The 17,549-nt window shown below is 68.3% G+C and carries 13 protein-coding genes; 2 read left to right on the top strand and 11 right to left on the bottom strand.

The window, feature by feature from the left end; genetic code table 11:
• Nucleotides 1-53: 53 nt before the first annotated feature.
• The 7 genes from ACKTSN_RS34485 to ACKTSN_RS34515 form a co-directional block, all read right to left on the bottom strand.
• Complete coding sequence (locus ACKTSN_RS34485) at nucleotides 54-770, bottom strand: ABC transporter ATP-binding protein (protein ID WP_409472698.1); 717 nt, start codon at nucleotides 768-770, stop codon at nucleotides 54-56.
• Nucleotides 767-1,630 carry an ABC transporter ATP-binding protein gene (locus ACKTSN_RS34490; protein WP_409472699.1) on the bottom strand — a complete coding sequence of 288 codons (864 nt, stop codon included), beginning with the start codon at nucleotides 1,628-1,630 and terminating at the stop codon, nucleotides 767-769. Before ACKTSN_RS34490 ends, ACKTSN_RS34485 begins: the two co-directional genes overlap by 4 nt.
• A 5-nt stretch (nucleotides 1,631-1,635) precedes the next feature.
• Nucleotides 1,636-3,444: a branched-chain amino acid ABC transporter permease gene (locus ACKTSN_RS34495; protein WP_409472700.1), complete on the bottom strand. Its 1,809-nt coding sequence runs from the start codon at nucleotides 3,442-3,444 to the stop codon at nucleotides 1,636-1,638.
• Nucleotides 3,445-3,448: 4 nt separating this feature from the next.
• Nucleotides 3,449-4,378: a branched-chain amino acid ABC transporter permease gene (locus ACKTSN_RS34500; RefSeq protein WP_409472701.1), complete on the bottom strand. Its 930-nt coding sequence runs from the start codon at nucleotides 4,376-4,378 to the stop codon at nucleotides 3,449-3,451.
• 132 nt (nucleotides 4,379-4,510) lie between these two features.
• The gene (locus ACKTSN_RS34505) at nucleotides 4,511-5,737 is read right to left on the bottom strand and encodes a branched-chain amino acid ABC transporter substrate-binding protein (RefSeq protein ID WP_409474992.1); all 1,227 of its coding nucleotides are present in this window, start codon (nucleotides 5,735-5,737) and stop codon (nucleotides 4,511-4,513) included.
• Nucleotides 5,738-6,293: 556 nt separating this feature from the next.
• Nucleotides 6,294-6,782 (bottom strand): hotdog fold thioesterase, encoded by a 489-nt coding sequence (locus tag ACKTSN_RS34510; RefSeq protein ID WP_409472702.1) that lies wholly within the window; start codon nucleotides 6,780-6,782, stop codon nucleotides 6,294-6,296.
• 62 nt (nucleotides 6,783-6,844) lie between these two features.
• Nucleotides 6,845-9,124 carry an FdhF/YdeP family oxidoreductase gene (locus ACKTSN_RS34515; protein ID WP_409472703.1) on the bottom strand — a complete coding sequence of 760 codons (2,280 nt, stop codon included), beginning with the start codon at nucleotides 9,122-9,124 and terminating at the stop codon, nucleotides 6,845-6,847.
• A gap of 167 nt (nucleotides 9,125-9,291) precedes the next feature.
• On the opposite strand from ACKTSN_RS34515, the gene polA reads away from it, so the two are divergent.
• The gene (polA, locus tag ACKTSN_RS34520) at nucleotides 9,292-12,018 is read left to right on the top strand and encodes a DNA polymerase I (RefSeq protein ID WP_409472704.1); all 2,727 of its coding nucleotides are present in this window, start codon (nucleotides 9,292-9,294) and stop codon (nucleotides 12,016-12,018) included.
• Between the two features lie 354 nt (nucleotides 12,019-12,372).
• Nucleotides 12,373-12,744 (top strand): hypothetical protein, encoded by a 372-nt coding sequence (locus tag ACKTSN_RS34525; protein ID WP_409472705.1) that lies wholly within the window; start codon nucleotides 12,373-12,375, stop codon nucleotides 12,742-12,744.
• A gap of 21 nt (nucleotides 12,745-12,765) precedes the next feature.
• Here the strand turns inward: ACKTSN_RS34525 and ACKTSN_RS34530 are convergent, their stop codons facing one another.
• The 4 genes from ACKTSN_RS34530 to ACKTSN_RS34545 form a co-directional block, all read right to left on the bottom strand.
• Nucleotides 12,766-13,056, bottom strand: coding sequence for a hypothetical protein (locus tag ACKTSN_RS34530; protein ID WP_409467919.1), 291 nt, complete (start codon nucleotides 13,054-13,056; stop codon nucleotides 12,766-12,768).
• A gap of 38 nt (nucleotides 13,057-13,094) precedes the next feature.
• Nucleotides 13,095-14,807 carry a group II intron reverse transcriptase/maturase gene (gene ltrA, locus ACKTSN_RS34535; protein ID WP_409467920.1) on the bottom strand — a complete coding sequence of 571 codons (1,713 nt, stop codon included), beginning with the start codon at nucleotides 14,805-14,807 and terminating at the stop codon, nucleotides 13,095-13,097.
• Nucleotides 14,808-15,468: 661 nt separating this feature from the next.
• Nucleotides 15,469-16,419: an IS630 family transposase gene (locus tag ACKTSN_RS34540; RefSeq protein WP_409472706.1), complete on the bottom strand. Its 951-nt coding sequence runs from the start codon at nucleotides 16,417-16,419 to the stop codon at nucleotides 15,469-15,471.
• Nucleotides 16,420-16,463: 44 nt separating this feature from the next.
• On the bottom strand, nucleotides 16,464-17,282 hold the full coding sequence (locus tag ACKTSN_RS34545) for a DUF4184 family protein (protein ID WP_409472707.1): 819 nt from the start codon (nucleotides 17,280-17,282) through the stop codon (nucleotides 16,464-16,466).
• Between the last annotated feature and the right edge of the window lie 267 nt (nucleotides 17,283-17,549).

Raw genomic sequence — 17,549 nt, forward strand, 5'->3', positions numbered from 1 at the left:
CCCGCGTCCCCTGGTAGCAGGGGACGCGGGCCTCGTCGTAGCTGCGAAGGTGCTCAGTCCTCGCCGAGGTACGCCTTGCGGACGGACTCGTCGTGGAGCAGGTCCTGGCCGGTGCCGGAGAGGACGATGTTGCCGACCTCCATGACGTGTCCCTGGTCGGCGAGTGACAGGGCCGCCTGGGCGTTCTGTTCGACGAGCAGAATTGTGGTGCCCTGCGACTTGAGCTCGGCGATCGTCGCCATGATCTTCTGCATCATGATGGGGGACAGGCCCATGGAGGGCTCGTCCAGCATCAGCAGCTTGGGCTGGGACATCAGCGCCCGGCCCATGGCGAGCATCTGCTGCTCTCCGCCGGAGAGGGTGCCTGCGGCCTGGTTGCGGCGCTCTCCGAGGATGGGGAACAGGTCGTACGCTCGCTGGATGTCCTTCTCGATGCCTTCCTTGTCCTTCCTGAGGAAGGCGCCGAGTTGGAGGTTTTCGAAGATGGTCAGGCGCGGGAAGATGTGCCGGCCCTCGGGGGAGTGGGCCAGGCCCAGGGCGACGATCTTGTGGGCGGCGACGCCGGTGAGCGGCTTGCCGTCGAAGACGATTTTCCCGGATGTCGGCTTCAGCAGGCCGGAAAGCGTGCGCAGCGTGGTCGTCTTGCCGGCGCCGTTGGTGCCGATGAGGGTGACGACCTGGCCGGCTTCGACGCTGAAGGAGATGCCTTTGACGGCTTCGATCTTGCCGTAGGCGACTCGGAGGTCCTCGACCTCGAGCAGTGCGGTCACTGGGCGTCTCCCTTGGTGCTGGTGGTGCTCTGTGCGGCGTCGGCGTGAGCCTCGGCGGCCTCCACCTCCGCGACCTCCGCCTCGCCGGGGTCGCCCTCGAAGGGTTCGCCGAGGTAGGCCGCGATGACGCGTTCGTCGGCCTGGACGACTTCCGAGGTGCCTTCGACGAGCTTCTCGCCCTGGACGAGGACGGCGACGCGGTCGCACAGGTTGAAGATGAAGCGCATGTCGTGCTCGATGACGAGTACGGCGATGCCCTTGTCGCGGATGGCGAAGACCAGTTCCTCGGTGGCTCGCGTCTCCTGGGGGTTCATACCGGCTGTGGGCTCGTCCAGCAGGAGCAGTCCCGGCTCGCTCGCCAGCGCCCGCGCGATCTCGAGCTTGCGCTGCTCGCCGTAGGGCAGGTTGCGGGCGAGGTGGTCGCGTTTGTGGGCGAGGCCGATGAACTCCAGGAGTTCCATGGCTCGTTCCTCGCTGGCCTTCTCCGCCTTCTTGAAGCCGGGGCCGCGCAGCAGGGCGGACCAGAGGCCTTCCTTGGTGCGGGTGTGGCGGCCGACGAGGACGTTTTCGAGGACTGTCATGTTGGCGAAGAGCCGGATGTTCTGGAACGTACGGGCGATGCCCGCTTTGGTCACCAGGTGCGGCTTGGGCGGCAGGACGGTGCCCTTGTACGAGACCGTGCCCTCGGTGGGGATGTAGAGGCCTGTCAGGCAGTTGAAGAAGGTTGTCTTGCCGGCGCCGTTGGGGCCGATGAGGCCGACGATCTCGCCCTCGTTGACGGTGAAGTCCACGGAGCGTACGGCGGTGAGGCCGCCGAAGCGCATGGTGACGTTGCGGGCTTGGAGTACTGGTGTCGTCATGGTGGTCACGCACCCGCCTTGGTGACGGCCGCCGGTTCGTCGGTCAGCGTTGCTTGTTCTGGTACGTCGGTCTGGCCGGTCTCGTGGAATTCGAGCTGGCGGCGGCGGTTGGCGATGATGCCCTCGGGGCGGAAGCGCATCAGCAGGATGAGCGCGATACCGAAGGCGAGGAGCTGCTTCTCCTGGAGGAAGACGAGCTTCTCCGGGATGAGGTAGAGCAGTGCCGCGCCGAGGAGCGGGCCGGCGACCGTGCCCATGCCGCCGAGGACGACGGCGGCCAGCAGGAAGGCCGAGTTGGGCGCGGTGGATCCGGCGAACTGGTATGGCGTCGGTACGACGCTGTAGGTGACGTGGGCGCTGACGGTGCCGGCGAGACCGGCGAGGGCGGCGCCGAGGGCGAAGGCGATGAGCTTGACGCGGAAGCCGTTGATGCCCATGGCGGTGGCGGCGGTCTCGTCCTCGCGGATGGCGATCCAGGAGCGGCCGATTCGGGAGTCGGCGGCGCGGGTGTAGACGAGGACGACGATGGCCATGATGAGGACCATCAGCAGGTAGTAGTTGGCGAAGCGGCCGAGGGTGAATCCGGCGATGTCGTGGGACTCGCCGAGGTTGAACCCGAAGATCTTCAGGTCGGGGATGGCCGCGATGCCGTTGGGGCCGTTGGTGATGTCGGGTCCGGAGTCGCCGTCCATGTTGTTGATGGCGATGCGGAAGATCTCACCGAAGCCCAGGGTGACGATGGCGAGGTAGTCGCCGCGCAGGCGCAGGGTGGGGGCGCCGATGAGGACACCGAAGACGAGCGATGCGGCGGCACCGGTCAGGGCGGAGGCCCAGAAGGGGAATTGGACGCCGGAGAACCGGGAGAACTCGGAGCCGGAGACCAGGGCGGCGGTGTAGGCGCCGACGCCGAGGAAGGCGACGTATCCGAGGTCGAGGAGTCCGGCGAGGCCGACGACGATGTTGAGGCCGAGGGCGACGGTTCCGAAGATCAGGATGTTGACGCCGATGTTGGCGTAGTGGTCGTTGGTCTGGGTGAAGGGGAATGCGATGGCGGCGACGAAGCCCATGGCGAGCGTGAAGCTGCGGTTGTGGGCGACGAGCCGGGAGAGCCGGTCGAGGAGTCCCGCGGTGTGCAGGGTCCAGGCGGTGAAGGCGACCACGATGAGGTAGCCGATGAAGAGTTCGCCGTACTCGGTGTCGATGCCGTAGGTGAAGACACCGAGGCCGATCATCGTGATGAGGGTGAGGAGGAGCCGTTCGACCCAGGGCGCGACGGGGGTCGGCGCGGGGATCTTGTCGGCCTTGGTGATGTAGGCCTTGAGGGTGTCCTTGGCGTCGCCGGTGCTCTTCTCGGGGAGGGCGAGGGCGCCGAGGAGGGGGAGGAGGGCGGCGACGGCCGCGATCCAGCCTCCGGGTTCGAGGTTGGCGAGTCCGCCGAGTTCGACGCTGATCGCGATGATGGTGAACCAGGTGGTGGCGAAGCCGCTGACGGCGCTCAGCACGAGGGGTGCGTTGTTGCCCGCGGGCAGCAGCCAGCCGAGGCCGCGGATGCCGTACGACGCGAGGGCGAACAGCGCGGTGATGACGCCGGCGGTGAAGGTCAGCCACTGCAGGCCGCCGGGGTAGCCGTTGATGGTGAGGTCGCCGGGGAATTCTGCGGTCCAGGTCCAGGCGAGGAAGGCGGAGGCGGCGGTGGCTATGCCGCCGGCGAGCAGGAGGGCGCGGGCGGCCGGGACGGGCAGCGGCAGCAGGCCGCGTGCCGCGGGGGCGGGGGCGGCCGGGGTGGCCGGCGTGGTCTTGTCGATGTCGGTCACGTGATCACGCCCTGTCCGCTACACGCTCGCCGAGCAGGCCTTGGGGCCGGACGAGGAGTACGAGGATGAGGAGGCAGAAGGCCCAGACGTTGGCCCAGCTCTGGCCGCCGAGCTGCTGCATGCCGGGGATTTCGTCGATGTAGGCGGAGGCGAGCGTTTCGGCGATGCCGAGGACGATGCCGCCGAGCATGGCGCCGTAGATGTTGCCGATGCCGCCGAGGACGGCCGCGGTGAAGGCCTTGAGGCCCATGAGGAAGCCCATGCGGTAGTCGACGTTGCCGTACTTGAGGCCGTAGGCGAGTGCGGCGACGGCGGCGAAGAAGCCGCCGATGGCGAAGGCGATGACGATGATGCGGTTGGTGTCGATGCCCATGAGCTGCGCGGTGTCGGGGTCCTGGGCGGTGGCCTGCATGGCGCGGCCGGTGCGGGACTTGCGGACGAACCAGGCGAGGGCGGACATGCAGAGGATCGCGGCGACGATCAGGAAGATGTCGGCGTCCTTGATGGTGACGGAGCCGATGTCGTGGGTGGTGTCGAGGCCGGGGAAGGGGCGGGCGCCGTCGGCCTCGGGGTAGAAGTTGCGGACGACTTCCTGGAGGGCCAGGGAGAGGCCGATGGCCGTGATGAGTGGTGCCAGGCGTGGTGCTCCGCGCAGTGGTCGGTAGGCGAACCGTTCCGCTCCGACCGCGATGAGGATGGCGACGATGGCGCCGCCGAGCAGCATCAGGGGGACGGCGATCGCCATCGAGGTGCCGTCGGGCAGGATGTAGAAGTAGACCGTGAGGGCGCCGAAGGCCCCGGTCATGAAGATCTCGCCGTGCGCGAAGTTGATGAGCTGGACGATGCCGTACACCATCGTGTAGCCGATGGCGATCAGCCCGTACATCGAGCCTAGGAGCAGCCCGTTGGCCAGCTGCTGCGGCAGGGTGTTCACCGCGTGGCCTCCATGTCGCTGGTGGTCGTGTGCACTGGTTGCGTGCCGGGGGGTGGTCTGGGTGTGGAAACGGGCCGCGCGGTCGGGGTCCTCCTTCCGCGCGGCCCGTGTGGCGTGCTTGGGGGGCCTGGGTCAGCCGAGGTCGGCGGTGCCGGTCTTGACGGCCTTCCACTCGCCCTTTTCGACCTGGTAGACCGTCAGCTGCTTGTTGGTGGTGTCGCCGTACTCGTCGAAGGAGACCTTGCCGGTGAGGCCTTCGAAGTCGGACTTCTGGACCTCGTCGACGACCTTCGGACGCAGCTCGTTCATCTCGGGCAGCTTGCCGTCGTTGGCGTCCACGACGGCCTTCACGGCGTTGATGATGGCGGTGGTGGCGTCGTAGGCGTAGGTGCCGTAGGCGCCGTAGTCGCCCTTGTAGCCCTTGGCCTTGTACTCGGCGATGAAGTCCTTGGCGGCGGGCAGGGTGTCCGCCGGGACGCCGATCGCGGTGACGAGGTCGCCCTCGGCGGCCGCGCCGGCCGTCTCGATGTACGTGGTGGAGAACGTGCCGTCACCGGCGAACAGCGGGATCTTGACCCCGGCGTCCTTGAGCTGCTTGGTGATCAGCTGGGCCTCGTCGTACTGGCCGCCGTAGTAGAGCAGGTCGGCCTTGGAGTTCTTGATCTTGGTGACGAGCGAACCGAAGTCCTTGTCACCGGTGTTGACGTGGTCGGTGCCGACCACCTTGCCGCCGAGCTTCTTGTACTGCTCGTTGAAGATCTTCGCCAGGCCGGCGCCGTAGGTCTGCTTGTCGTCGACGACGAAGGCGTCCTTCTTCTTGAGGCCGTTGAAGGCGTAGTCGGCGGCGTAGCTGCCCTGCAGTTCGTCGGTGGTGGAGGTCCGGAAGTAGGTCTTGTACGGCCGCTTCTTGTCCGTCTGCCAGTTCTTGCCCTGGGTCAGCTCCGGGTTGGTGTTGGCCGGGGAGATCTGGACCATGTTGGCCGCGGAGAACACCTGCAGCATCGACTGGGCGACACCGGAGTTCAGCGGGCCGACGGCGCCGACGACGCTCTGGTCACCTGTCAGGTCGGTGGCGTTGGACTGGCCGGTGGCGGGCTGCGCCTTGTCGTCCAGGGCCTTGATCTTGAACTTGACGCCGGGGACCAGGTTCTTCTCGTTGGCGTCGTCGGCGGCGATCTGGGCGCCGTACTGGATACCGAGGCCGGTCTGGGAGTTCTCGCCGGACAGCGGGGCGTCCACGCCGATGGTCAGGGTGGTGGTGTCCCCGCCGCCGCTGTCGCCGCCGCCGTTGTCGTCTCGGGAGCCGCAGGCGGTGAGCGTCAGAGCTCCGGTCGTGAGGACGGAGGTAAGGATCACCAAAGAACGCTGTCGCACAATCAGTCCTTTCGGCAGGCTCGGCCACCCCCTGCGGGGGGATAGCGGGTGCTGCGCTGGTACCGAACTCCCGTTGGAGCGGTGACTGGCCGTGACTCTAAGCGTGTGCGGGAACCGTGGAGGAGTGTCTGACCAAGGCTGTGACGCTCTTGTTATGACACGACGTAATGCAGAGCGGTACTAGGCGGGTGGAAGCGCGGAATTCCAACCGATTCGCCCTGTCCGTATGTTGAGACCCGCAGGATTCGCCTGCTGTGATCAGCAGTGTTTTTGGTTTTGGTAATGGCGGGGAGTGGTTGCTGCAGGCTACCTGGTGTTGCTTGTGGGGCGTCGCCCCTGCACTGGATCCCGGCTGAAAGTGGAGTCCTCAATTGCGCGCGTATTACATAGAGTTACAGGCGGGAAAAAGAGTGCGTCGTTCCGTGGCACTTTTCCGCAAAAGCGACGTGCGGGGCCGGACCGCGGGGCCCCGCCGTCCTGGCTGAGGTGCGGTGCGACTGACGCGGGTCAACCACCCTGCGCGCCCGGCCCTGTGTCCGGATCAGCCCGCCGCGCGCACGTGGTCCCCGTCGCCCGGGTTCACATCCCGCAGCAGGCAGGTCAGGCGGGCGGTGCACACACGTCGGTCCTGCTCGTCGCTGATCACGATCTCGTACGTCGCCGTGGACCGGCCCCGGTGCACGGGTGTGGCCACGCCGGTCACCAGGCCGGAGCGGACGCCGCGGTGGTGGGTGCAGTTCAGGTCGACGCCCACGGCGATCTTTGAGGTGCCGCCGTGCAGCATGGAGCCGATCGAGCCCAGCGTCTCGGCGAGCACCGCGGACGCGCCGCCGTGCAGCAGCCCGTACGGCTGGGTGTTGCCCTCGACCGGCATCGTGCCGACGACACGGTCCGCCGAGGCCTGAACGATCTGCACGCCCATGCGCGTGCCGAGGTGCCCGGCGGAGAACAGGGCGGGCAGGTCGACGCCGAGCGCCGCGTACTCGTCGATGACCTCTTGCGGGAACTTCACGGTCTGCTGCTCGCCCATGTGGCCCGGCTCCGTTTCGTTGTCGTCTCGTCGAACTCGAACGCATCTGGCTGAGCAAACGCTCAGTCGGTCGCAGATTGTTCCAGACGGACGACGACGGACTTGCTGGCCGGGGTGTTGCTGACGTCGGCGGTGGCGTCCAGCGGGACGAGGACGTTGGTCTCCGGGTAGTAGGCGGCCGCACAGCCCCGTGCCGTGGGGTAGTGCACGACCCGGAAACCGGGCGCCCGCCGCTGCACGCCGTCCGTCCACTCGCTGACCAGGTCGACGTACGACCCGTCCGCGACCTTGAGCTCCCGCGCGTCCTCGGGGTTGACGAGGACGATCCGACGGCCGTTTTTGATGCCCCGGTAGCGGTCGTCGAGGCCGTAGATCGTGGTGTTGTACTGGTCGTGCGAGCGCAGCGTCTGCAGCAGCAGCCGCCCCTCGGGCAGCCTCGGGTACTCCACGGGCGCCGCCGTGAAGTTGGCCTTGCCGGTGGCCGTGGGGAAGCGGCGCTCGTCGCGCGGGGCGTGAGGGAGCGTGAAGCCGCCGGGCCGGGCCACGCGCGCGTTGAAGTCCTCGAAGCCGGGGATCACACGCGCGATGCGGTCGCGGACGGTGGCGTAGTCCTTCTCGAACTCCTCCCACGGCACCGTGCTGTCCTCGCCGAGCACGCGGCGTGCCATACGGCAGACGATCGCCGGCTCGGACAGCAGATGCGGGCTCGCGGGCTCCAGTCGGCCGCGGGAGGCGTGCACCATGCCCATGGAGTCCTCGACGGTCACGAACTGCTCGCCGCTGCCCTGAAGATCGCGCTCGGTGCGGCCCAGGGTGGGCAGGATCAGTGCTCGCGCGCCGGTGATGACGTGGCTGCGGTTGAGCTTCGTCGACACGTGCACGGTGAGCCGGGCGCGTCGCATCGCCGCCTCGGTGACGTCCGTGTCGGGGGACGCGGAGACGAAGTTGCCGCCCATCGCGAAGAACACCTTCGCCTCGCCGTCCCGCAGGGCGCGGATGGCGCGTACGACGTCGTAGCCGTGCTCCCGCGGGGGCGCGAAGCCGAACTCCTTCTCCAGGGCGTCCAGGAAGGCGGGTGCCGGCCGTTCGAAGATGCCCATGGTGCGGTCGCCCTGCACGTTCGAGTGGCCGCGCACCGGGCACACGCCCGCGCCGGGGCGGCCGATGTTGCCGCGCAGGAGGAGGAAGTTGACCACCTCGCGGATGGTCGGCACGGAGTGCTTGTGCTGGGTGAGGCCCATCGCCCAGCAGACGATGGTGCGCTCGGAGGCGAGGACCATCCGCAGGGCCTGCTCGATCTCCGCGCGCGTGAGGCCCGTCGCGGTGAGCGTCTCGTCCCAGTCGGCGGCGCGGGCGGCCGCCGCGAACTCCTCGTAGCCGTGGGTGTGCTCGCGCACGAAGTCCTCGTCGACGGCGCCCTCGGCCTCGAGGACGAGCTTGTTGAGGAGACGGAAGAGGGCCTGGTCGCCGCCGATGCGGATCTGCAGGAACAGGTCGGTGAGCGAGGCCCCGGCGGTCAGCCCCTTCGGTGTCTGCGGGTTCTTGAAGCGTTCCAGGCCGGCCTCGGGCAGCGGATTGACGCTGATGATCTTCGCGCCGCCCGCCTTGGCCTTCTCCAGCGCGGAGAGCATCCGCGGGTGGTTCGTGCCGGGGTTCTGGCCGGCGACGATGATCAGGTCGGCCTTGTGGAGGTCCTCCAGCAGGACGCTGCCCTTGCCGATGCCGATCGTCTCGGACAGCGCCGAGCCGGACGACTCGTGGCACATGTTCGAGCAGTCGGGCAGGTTGTTCGTGCCGAGCTCGCGGGCGAAGAGCTGGTAGAGGAACGCGGCCTCGTTGCTCGTACGCCCCGAGGTGTAGAAGACGGCCTCGTCGGGGGAGCCGAGGGCGTTGATCTCCTCGGCGATGAGATCGAAGGCGCGCTCCCAGGTGACCGGCTCGTAGTGCTCGCCGCCCTCGGGCAGATACATGGGGTGCGTCAGCCGCCCCTGCTGGCCGAGCCAGTAGCCGCTGCGGCCGGCGAGGTCGGCGACCGGGTGCGCGGCGAAGAACTCCGGGGTGACCCGGCGCAGGGTGGCCTCCTCTGCGACCGCCTTCGCGCCGTTCTCACAGAACTCCGCCTTGTGCCGGTGGTCCGGTTCCGGCCAGGCGCAGCCGGGGCAGTCGAAGCCGTCCTTCTGGTTCACCCGCAGCAGCGTCAGCGCGGTGCGCTTCACGCCCATCTGCTGCTGGGCGACGCGCAGGGTGTGCCCGATGGCCGGCAGCCCGGCCGCCGCGTGCTGCGGCTCGGCGACCTCAGGGGCGTCCTGAACCGGGTCGGCGTTGGGCGGCTTCGTTGCCATCGCCCGCTCTCCTTCGAGTGCGTGTGTGAGATACGTCTCCGATCCTCGCACGTGCCGGTGACAACGTTGACGGTGCGGGCGTGTGGAGGGCGTGAGCAATGCCTGCGCCGAGGACCGTGGACGGCGCCCGGGGCTGACTGTCAGTGGGTCGTGGCAGGATCGGGGGCGTGGCAGAGACAGCATCGAAGAAGACCGACAACGCCCCCGGCGGTACCCGTCCGCGCCTGATGCTCATGGACGGGCACTCGCTGGCCTACCGCGCGTTCTTCGCGCTGCCCGCGGAGAACTTCACGACCGCGACGGGCCAGCCGACGAACGCGATCTACGGCTTCGCGTCGATGTTGGCCAACACGCTCCGCGACGAGGAGCCCACGCACTTCGCGGTGGCCTTCGACGTCTCCCGCAAGACCTGGCGTTCCCAGGAGTTCACGGAGTACAAGGCGAACCGCTCCAAGACTCCGGACGAGTTCAAGGGCCAGGTGGAGCTGATCGGCGAGCTGCTCGACGCGATGCACGCCCAGCGCTTCGCGGTCGAGGGGTACGAGGCGGACGATGTGATCGCCACGCTCGCCACGCAGGCCGAGGCCGAGGGCTTCGAGGTGCTGATCGTCACCGGCGACCGCGACTCCTTCCAACTGGTCTCCGAGCACACCACGGTGCTCTACCCCACGAAGGGCGTCTCGGAGCTGACCCGGTTCACGCCGGAGAAGGTTTTCGAGAAGTACGGGTTGACGCCCGCGCAGTACCCCGACTTCGCTGCCCTGCGCGGCGACCCGTCGGACAACCTGCCGGGCATCCCGGGCGTCGGCGAGAAGACGGCCGCGAAGTGGATCAACCAGTTCGGCTCGTTCGCCGACCTGGTCGAGCGTGTCGACGAGGTCAAGGGCAAGGCCGGGCAGAACCTGCGCGACCACCTGGAGGCGGTGAAGCTGAACCGCCGGCTCACCGAGCTGGAGCGCCAGGTGGAACTGCCCAGGACGGTCGCCGACCTGGCCCGCGCGCCGTACGACCGCAAGGCCGTCACCATGGTGCTGGACACCCTGGAGATCAGGAACCCCTCGCTGCGCGAACGGCTCTTCGGCGTCGACCCGGGCGCCGAGGAGGCCGAGGTCACCCCGCTCGTGGCCGACGGCGTGGAGCTGGACGGCACGGTGGTGGGCACGGGCGAGCTGGCGCCCTGGCTCGCCGAACACGGCGCGGGCCCGCTGGGTGTCGCCACGGTGGACACGTGGGCGCTCGGCGCGGGCGCGGTCGCCGAGGTCGCGCTCGCCACACTGTCGGGACCGGCCGCCTGGTTCGACCCGTCCCAGCTGGACGAGGCCGATGAGAAGGCGTTCGCGGCCTGGCTGGCCGACGCCGCCCGGCCCAAGGTCTTCCACAACGCCAAGGGCGCGATGCGGGTCTTCGCCGAGCACGGCTGGACCGTCGCCGGCGTCACCATGGACACCGCGCTCGCCGCGTACCTGGTCAAGCCCGGCCGCCGCTCCTTCGACCTGGACGCGCTGTCCCTGGAGTACCTGCACCGCGAGCTCGCCCCCGCCGCCGCGGCCGACGGACAGCTGGCCTTCGGCGCGGACGACGGCGCCGAGGCCGAGGCGCTGATGATCCAGGCTCGCGCCATCCTCGACCTGGGCCAGGCCTTCGAGGGCCGGCTGCAGGAGGTCGGCGCCGCAGATCTGCTGCGGGATGTGGAACTGCCCACGTCGGCGCTGCTGGCCCGGATGGAGCGGCACGGCATCGCGGCGGACCGCGCCCACCTCGAAGCCATGGAGCAGATGTTCGCCGGTGCCGTGCAGCAGGCCGTGAAGGAGGCCCATGCGGCCGCCGGGCACGAGTTCAACCTGGGCTCGCCCAAGCAGCTGCAGGAAGTCCTCTTCGGTGAGCTGGCCCTGCCGAAGACCAAGAAGACCAAGACCGGCTACACCACCGACGCCGACGCCCTGGCGTGGCTGGCCACCCAGACCGACAACGAACTGCCCGTGATCATGCTCCGCCACCGCGAGCAGGCGAAGCTGCGGGTCACCGTCGAGGGCCTGATCAAGACCATCGCGACGGACGGCCGTATCCACACCACCTTCAACCAGACCGTCGCCGCCACCGGCCGCCTGTCCTCCACGGACCCGAACCTGCAGAACATCCCGGTCCGCACCGACGAGGGCCGGGGGATCCGCCGCGGCTTCGTGGTCGGCGAGGGCTTCGAGTCGCTGATGACGGCGGACTACAGCCAGATCGAGCTGCGCGTCATGGCCCACCTCTCCGAGGACGCGGGTCTGATCGAGGCGTTCACGTCCGGCGAGGACCTGCACACCACGGCTGCCGCGCAGGTGTTCGGTGTCGCCCCCTCCGCGGTGGACGCCGAGATGCGCCGCAAGATCAAGGCGATGTCGTACGGCCTGGCGTACGGGCTGTCGGCGTTCGGCCTGTCCCAGCAGCTGAACATCGAGGCGGCCGAGGCCCGCACCCTGATGGACGCGTACTTCGAGCGCTTCGGCGGCGTACGGGAGTATCTGCGCCGGGCGGTCGACGAGGCCCGGGCGACGGGCTACACGGCGACGCTCTTCGGGCGCCGCCGCTACCTCCCCGACCTCAACAGCGACAACCGCCAGCGCCGCGAGGCGGCCGAGCGCATGGCCCTCAACGCACCCATCCAGGGCACGGCGGCGGACATCGTCAAGATCGCCATGCTGAACGTGGACCGGGCCCTGCGGGAGGCGGACCTCAAGTCCCGCATGCTCCTCCAGGTCCACGACGAAATCGTCCTGGAGATCGCCCCCGGCGAGCGAACGGCGGCCGAGGAGATCGTCCGCCGTGAAATGGCCGACGCCGTCCACCTCAGGGCTCCCCTGGACGTCTCGGTGGGCGTGGGCCCCGACTGGGAGTCGGCAGCGCACTAGCCGCCGCAGGGCGGGCCACGTCTCGATGCCGGGCCAGGTTCCCAACCGGCCCGGCATCCCGTGGCGCTTTGCGGGGCGGGACTGCAGCGCCCTCAGGGGCGCGGGGCTGCGTCGATATGCGGCTCCGCCGCGATGGGGGATCCCCCCGCTCATGGGGATCCCCCCGCTCGAGCGAAGCCGAGAGTGGGGGAGGAGCCGAGAGTGGGGGAGCGACCAGCCACGGACCACCCGCAGCCCCAAGACCCGCCGCGACCAGGCAAACGCGAGGCACCCGGCCCACCCCCGGAGGGACCCGTCACCCGCGTGGCCCCCGCGGAAAAGCCCCCCGCCGCCCCCGCCGGTCAAGATGCGGCCATGGGTATACGCATGCTCAACCGCCGGACGGCGATCCCGCCGGCCCCGACCCACGCGGTCGGCGCAAGCACCGCCCGCATCCCCACCGACCCGGTGACGGCCCTGAGACACGCCGCCGCGGAGCTACGCCGCCGCCTCGCTCACCGGGAATTCCGGAAACCCGCCGTCGTACGCGCCAGAGACACCGCCGTCTGGCGCCTGTGGGCCGGCCTGGCCCGCGGCTACCTGGCCCTGCTCCTCGCCCAGCTGCCCCGGCCGCCGCGCCCGACGCACACACTCACCGTGTTCACCGCGACCCTCCCCACCGTCCCAGCCATCAAGCCCCCTGACGGCTCCGGTCCCGCTCCCTGCCGGCCCCTCTGGAATCACTAGTGTCTCGTGATCCTGATTGTGTTACTTCGAGTTGTTGTTGACGAGTTTCTTCACGCTGGTCTGGACGAGGCGGACCTTGGCGAGGATCTCGTCGGCGGTGGCGGTCCAGGTGAAGGGTTTCGCGTTCTCGTTCCAGGAGTTGATGTAGTCGCGGATCTGTTTGACCAGGACGTTGACGCTGGAGAACGTGCCACGGCGGATGGACTGCCGGGTGATGATCCCGAACCAGATCTCGTCGGGTAGGACCGCTGCATTGCTGCAGCGGTCCCCCCTCAGAACCGGCCGTGCCCGCTTTCCAGGCAACCGGCTCAAGCAAGCCCCTTGGGCTCGCGGGCGAACAGAAGTGCTGGTCACCGGCCGGGGCCAGTGGCCAGCCGACGCCGGCAGTGGGTGTGTATCAGGCGTGAGGCGGCGGGTTTGTCCGGCTTGCCGTTGCCCGCTTCGGCGGTGACCGCGTGTTTGCGGATCGCGATGCGGGTGACCTTGAGCCACTGCTCCCACTGGTCGGGAGTTTGCGGCTCGTGGTCGGCGTGCAGCAGCAGCCCTCCGCAGAGCGGACATCGGCCGTCTTGCATCTGCAACAGATGCAAGGTGCCCTTGCCCAGCGGGAGTTTGCCGCGGCGGCACCGCTTGGCCCAGAAGTCGGCCAGGGCGGGATCGTCGGTTGACGCCCTCCCTGGCACCATCCGGTGCCGGACGATCGGCGTCCAGGCGAACTTGTAGAGGTAGAAACCGCTGGTGCGGTCCCCGAATACCCATGTGTCCTGCCTGAACGGGTTGAACATGGCGAAGTACCGGGCAGTCACCCAGCGCATCGGCTTGTTCGGGTGGGAGAACTTGGCCCACTTGTAGACCAGTCTCCACACGTAGGCGTCCAGCGAGTTGAACGCCCGCTTGGACACCCCGATCCGGTAGTAGGCAGCCCAGCCCTTGATGATCGGGTTGAGCTTGGCGATCACCGCGTCGGCGTTGGCCCCTCGCAGGGCCAGCACCTCGGCGGCAAGCCGTTCCCGGATCCGCCGCAAGGCCGCGTTGCTCGGTTTGGTCAGCAGCTTGCTGCGGTAGCGTCGGATGTTGAACCCCAGGAAGTCGCAGCCCTCATCGAGGTGGACAATGCGCGTCTTGTCCTCGTTGAAGGCCAGGCCCCGGGGCGCGAGCCACACAGTCAGCCGCGCCTTGACCTGCTCGGCCTGTTCCCGAGAATGACACAGGGCGAGAAGGTCGTCGGCGTAGACGACCAGAACCGGAGAATCGCGCGCCAGAATCGTGGCATCACTGCCGAGATTCTGGTAGCGGACTCCAGCAGCCTTTCCCATGCCGTGCAAGGCGATGTTCAACAACGCGGGACTGATCACCCCGCCCTGGGGAGTTCCCTCCACCGTGGGGGTGAACCAACCTTTCTCGACCACACCCGCCTTCAGCCATCCGGCGATCATTCCCCTCCCGGGAAAGGAGCCCAATGACGCGAGCAGGTGATCGTGGTCGATTCGGTCGAATGCCGCTTTCAAGTCCGCGTCGAGCACCCACAAGCGTTTGGCGTTCTTGCCGCTCGCCGTCGTGTGGATGGCAACGATCGCGTCATGACAGCCACGGCCTGGACGGAAACCGTAGACCTTCGGTTCCAGCCGTGCCTCCCACTCGGGCTCCAGTGCATTCAGCGTCAGAGCTTGAAGGCATCTGTCGGCGATCACAGGAATTCCAAGTGGGCGCTGCTTCCCATTCGCCTTGGCTATATACACCCGCTTGACGGGCTTGGGCTTCCACGGGGCCGCGCCATGCTGGACCCAGTCGGCCAACTCGGCCTTTCCCTGGGGCAGCAGGACGACTTTCCCGTCGATGCCCGCCGTCTTGCGGCCAGCGTTGACTTCCGTGACCCGCCGCACACTCGCGAGTGTGTTGGCGCGGGAGCGGAGCATCAACTTCTGCAGATTCCTGACCTTGGCCAGGTCTCCTGCCTGCGATGCCGTGAAGATGCGTTGCCGCAGACGCCGTACGTCGTCCTCGACGGTCCGCCAGTCGATCGACGGCCAGTCGGTGATCTCGTCCTCCGGTCCGTTCGCCATGCCGGCTGCGGTCGCAGCGGCTTGCGCCGCCCCAGCCACGTGTGTCGTCACGGCGTCCAACTTGCCCTTCGGTTCAGGTGTCTTTGGTCATCGTTTCTTCACGGGCTCACCAGACCCACGTCAGCGCCCTTTCAGGCCGGGACATCGGCCCCTATCCGGCCAGTTATGCGGGGACCACCGACGGAGGTGTCAGCGCATGGTTCCCGGTTTCCTGTTGCCTTTCGGCGACCGGCATTCGCTTGCTGGGTCTTCCTGCGCCCGCTGGAGAGTTGGGCCTTCCTTGCGGTTGGCTTACCAGGTCAGAATTGCATTGCCTGGACTCCATCGGGGTTGTCACGTTCCGCATGAGAGAGATGCTGCCGGTGAGGGGGCCCTCTGCACCCCGGGGACGGCGGTGCACTCCCGACTGGCCAGATTTCCCCAGTCGGCGCCTGCCGATTTCCAGCGGCCAGTCCCTATCTCTCGCTGAAACGACCCATCGGCGAGAGTGCTCATGACGAGGCATCATCAAGGGTTCATTCGCATTCACCCGTCCGGCATTTCCCAGCCTGTAACCCCCGGATGGAACGAGGATCCTTGGGCATTTCCCCAGGCTTCGCACCCCGCGATTACTCACGACGCACGCTGAGGCGGGAACGAGCCCTGTGCACTGGCTCGGGAGCTACACCTTCGACATCAGTCGATCCTCCTTCGGTGAGTCCGCTCTTCTCAAGCGGCTTTCGTGTCGCACGATCTGGTTCAGCCACGAGGACCCGACGGGAGTGAAATGGAAGTGGACGTGCGGGTTTTTCGCCAGCCACGCCTTCACGCCCGGGGTGGTGTGCGTGGAGAGGTTGTCCAGGACGACATGGATCTCCTTCCCCGCGTGCGGCTTGACGGCCTTCTTCAAAAACGCCAGGAAGTTCGCGCCGTTCCGGCTCGGCTTGCACTCGCCCAGCACTTCTCCGGTCGCGACGTTCAGCGCGGCGAACAGGTTCGTGGTGCCGTGCCGGACGTAGTCATGGGTGCGCTGCTCGGTGGCCGCGAAGGCCACCGGCAGCACCGGCTGGGTCCGGTCCAGCGCCTGCACCTGCGTCTTCTCGTCGACCGACAGCACTACGGCGCCACCGGGCGGGGCCAGGTACAGGCCGACGATGTCGGCGACCTTCTCCGCGAACGCCGGGTCTTTCGAGATCTTGAAGGTGCCCGAGCGGTGCGGTTTCAGATTCTCCTCACGCCAGATGCGGGCAACGTAGTGCCAGGACACCGAGATGCCCTCGCGCCGCTTCAAGTGGTCGGCCAGCGATCGCGTCGACCAGTGCGAGAGCCCGGAATCCGCCGGCGGGGACATCCTCGTCAAGGCGATCACCCGCGCCCGCACCCGAGGCGGCACCTGAGTTCGCGGCCCGCCCCGGCGTTTGTCCTCCAGCCCGGCAACACCACGCTCGGCATAGCGGGACTTGCACCGGTCCACCGTCAGCGGTGCCACACCGGCGAGCTCGGCGATGTCCTTTCGCCGCCGCCCTTCGGCCGACCACAACACGACCCGCGCGCGAAGCGCCACGACAGCCGGCACATGCCGCGAACCCGCCAACTCCCGCAGCTCAGCAATCTGTTCAGAGGAGAGATCCATACCAGACTCAACGATCACAGACGCCTCAGGTTCCATGAACAGGATCACAAGACACTAGAGGCGACCCGAGCCGGCCGCCGGAGCCGCACCCCCACGGCGTACAACAGCACCCCCAGGACGAGTCCCGCCCCGGCTCCGAAGCACAGCGTCGGAATCAGTTCCCACGGCTTGGCGACGGATCCCCAGTACTGCCACCACCGCGCCGCCCGGTGCACTGCCGCGACCAGCGCACAGCCGCCGATCACGGCACCGGCCCACCAGCGGTCCCGTACCGACAGCGAGGGCACACCCACCGGCTGGGCCGCGGACACGCGCCGCAGCGAGTAGGCCACGAACGCGGCGATGACGGCCGCGGCCAGAGCCGAACCCCCGTACTGCAGGTACCAGTACAGCGGTGACCCCGCCACCTCCTGCCCCAGGACGGGAAACAGCCGCATCCCCCACCGGTCGAGATGGGTGAACGCGTCCCACACGACATGCGTGAGCGCTCCGAGCGCCGCGGACACGTACCACCACGCCACCGAAACCGGCCGCACGCGCGTGCGTGGCGCCCCGCAGCGCAGGAGCGTGGCCACCCGTGGCCGCCACCCCCGCGGCAGCAGAGCCACCAGCGGTTCGCGGACGAGCAGCCACAGTCCCACCAGCACCCAGGCGACCAGCACGTCGACCGTGAACACGCCCGGGAAGGAGTGCGTCACCTCGCCGAACTCCATCGCATCGGGCAGCACACTCGCCGCGTAATAGGTCATGTCGGGCGCGAAGGAGCCCGCCACAAGGACGGCCGGCACCAGCAGGCCACGGCCGGTACCGTCGGTACGTACCGCGGGCAGCACGGCTGCCGCGTGACTCAGAGTGAACGGCAACAGTGCTCCCCATGGCGGACGTTGACGTCCAGTATGCGGGGCCCGAGATGCGGCCGACGGCCCAACTGCGTATGGCCAAGCGGTGAAAATCGGGCACGAACGGGTGCCCGTGCGCAGGAAGTTGTCGTAGGGTCGCCTGGGTTGACGTGCCGGGGAGCGCGTCGTATCGCCAACAGAACAATGCCACAGGGCACCTGAGACGGAACGTCGCGAACAGGACATCGCGGCAGGGCAGACAGCGACGGGCGCCCGGACGCCCATGGGAGG

Origin of the sequence: Streptomyces flavusporus, from assembly GCF_046267975.1 — a bacterium.
Lineage (GTDB): Bacteria > Actinomycetota > Actinomycetes > Streptomycetales > Streptomycetaceae > Streptomyces > Streptomyces flavusporus.

Coding starts and splice junctions, on each gene's coding strand:
- ACKTSN_RS34490 (WP_409472699.1), bottom strand. CDS start 1,630: ATGACGACACCAGTACTCCAAGCCCGCAACGTCACCATGCGCTTCGGC.
- ACKTSN_RS34510 (WP_409472702.1), bottom strand. CDS start 6,782: ATGGGCGAGCAGCAGACCGTGAAGTTCCCGCAAGAGGTCATCGACGAG.
- ACKTSN_RS34515 (WP_409472703.1), bottom strand. CDS start 9,124: ATGGCAACGAAGCCGCCCAACGCCGACCCGGTTCAGGACGCCCCTGAG.
- ACKTSN_RS34525 (WP_409472705.1), top strand. CDS start 12,373: ATGGGTATACGCATGCTCAACCGCCGGACGGCGATCCCGCCGGCCCCG.
- ltrA (WP_409467920.1), bottom strand. CDS start 14,807: ATGGCGAACGGACCGGAGGACGAGATCACCGACTGGCCGTCGATCGAC.
- ACKTSN_RS34540 (WP_409472706.1), bottom strand. CDS start 16,419: ATGGATCTCTCCTCTGAACAGATTGCTGAGCTGCGGGAGTTGGCGGGT.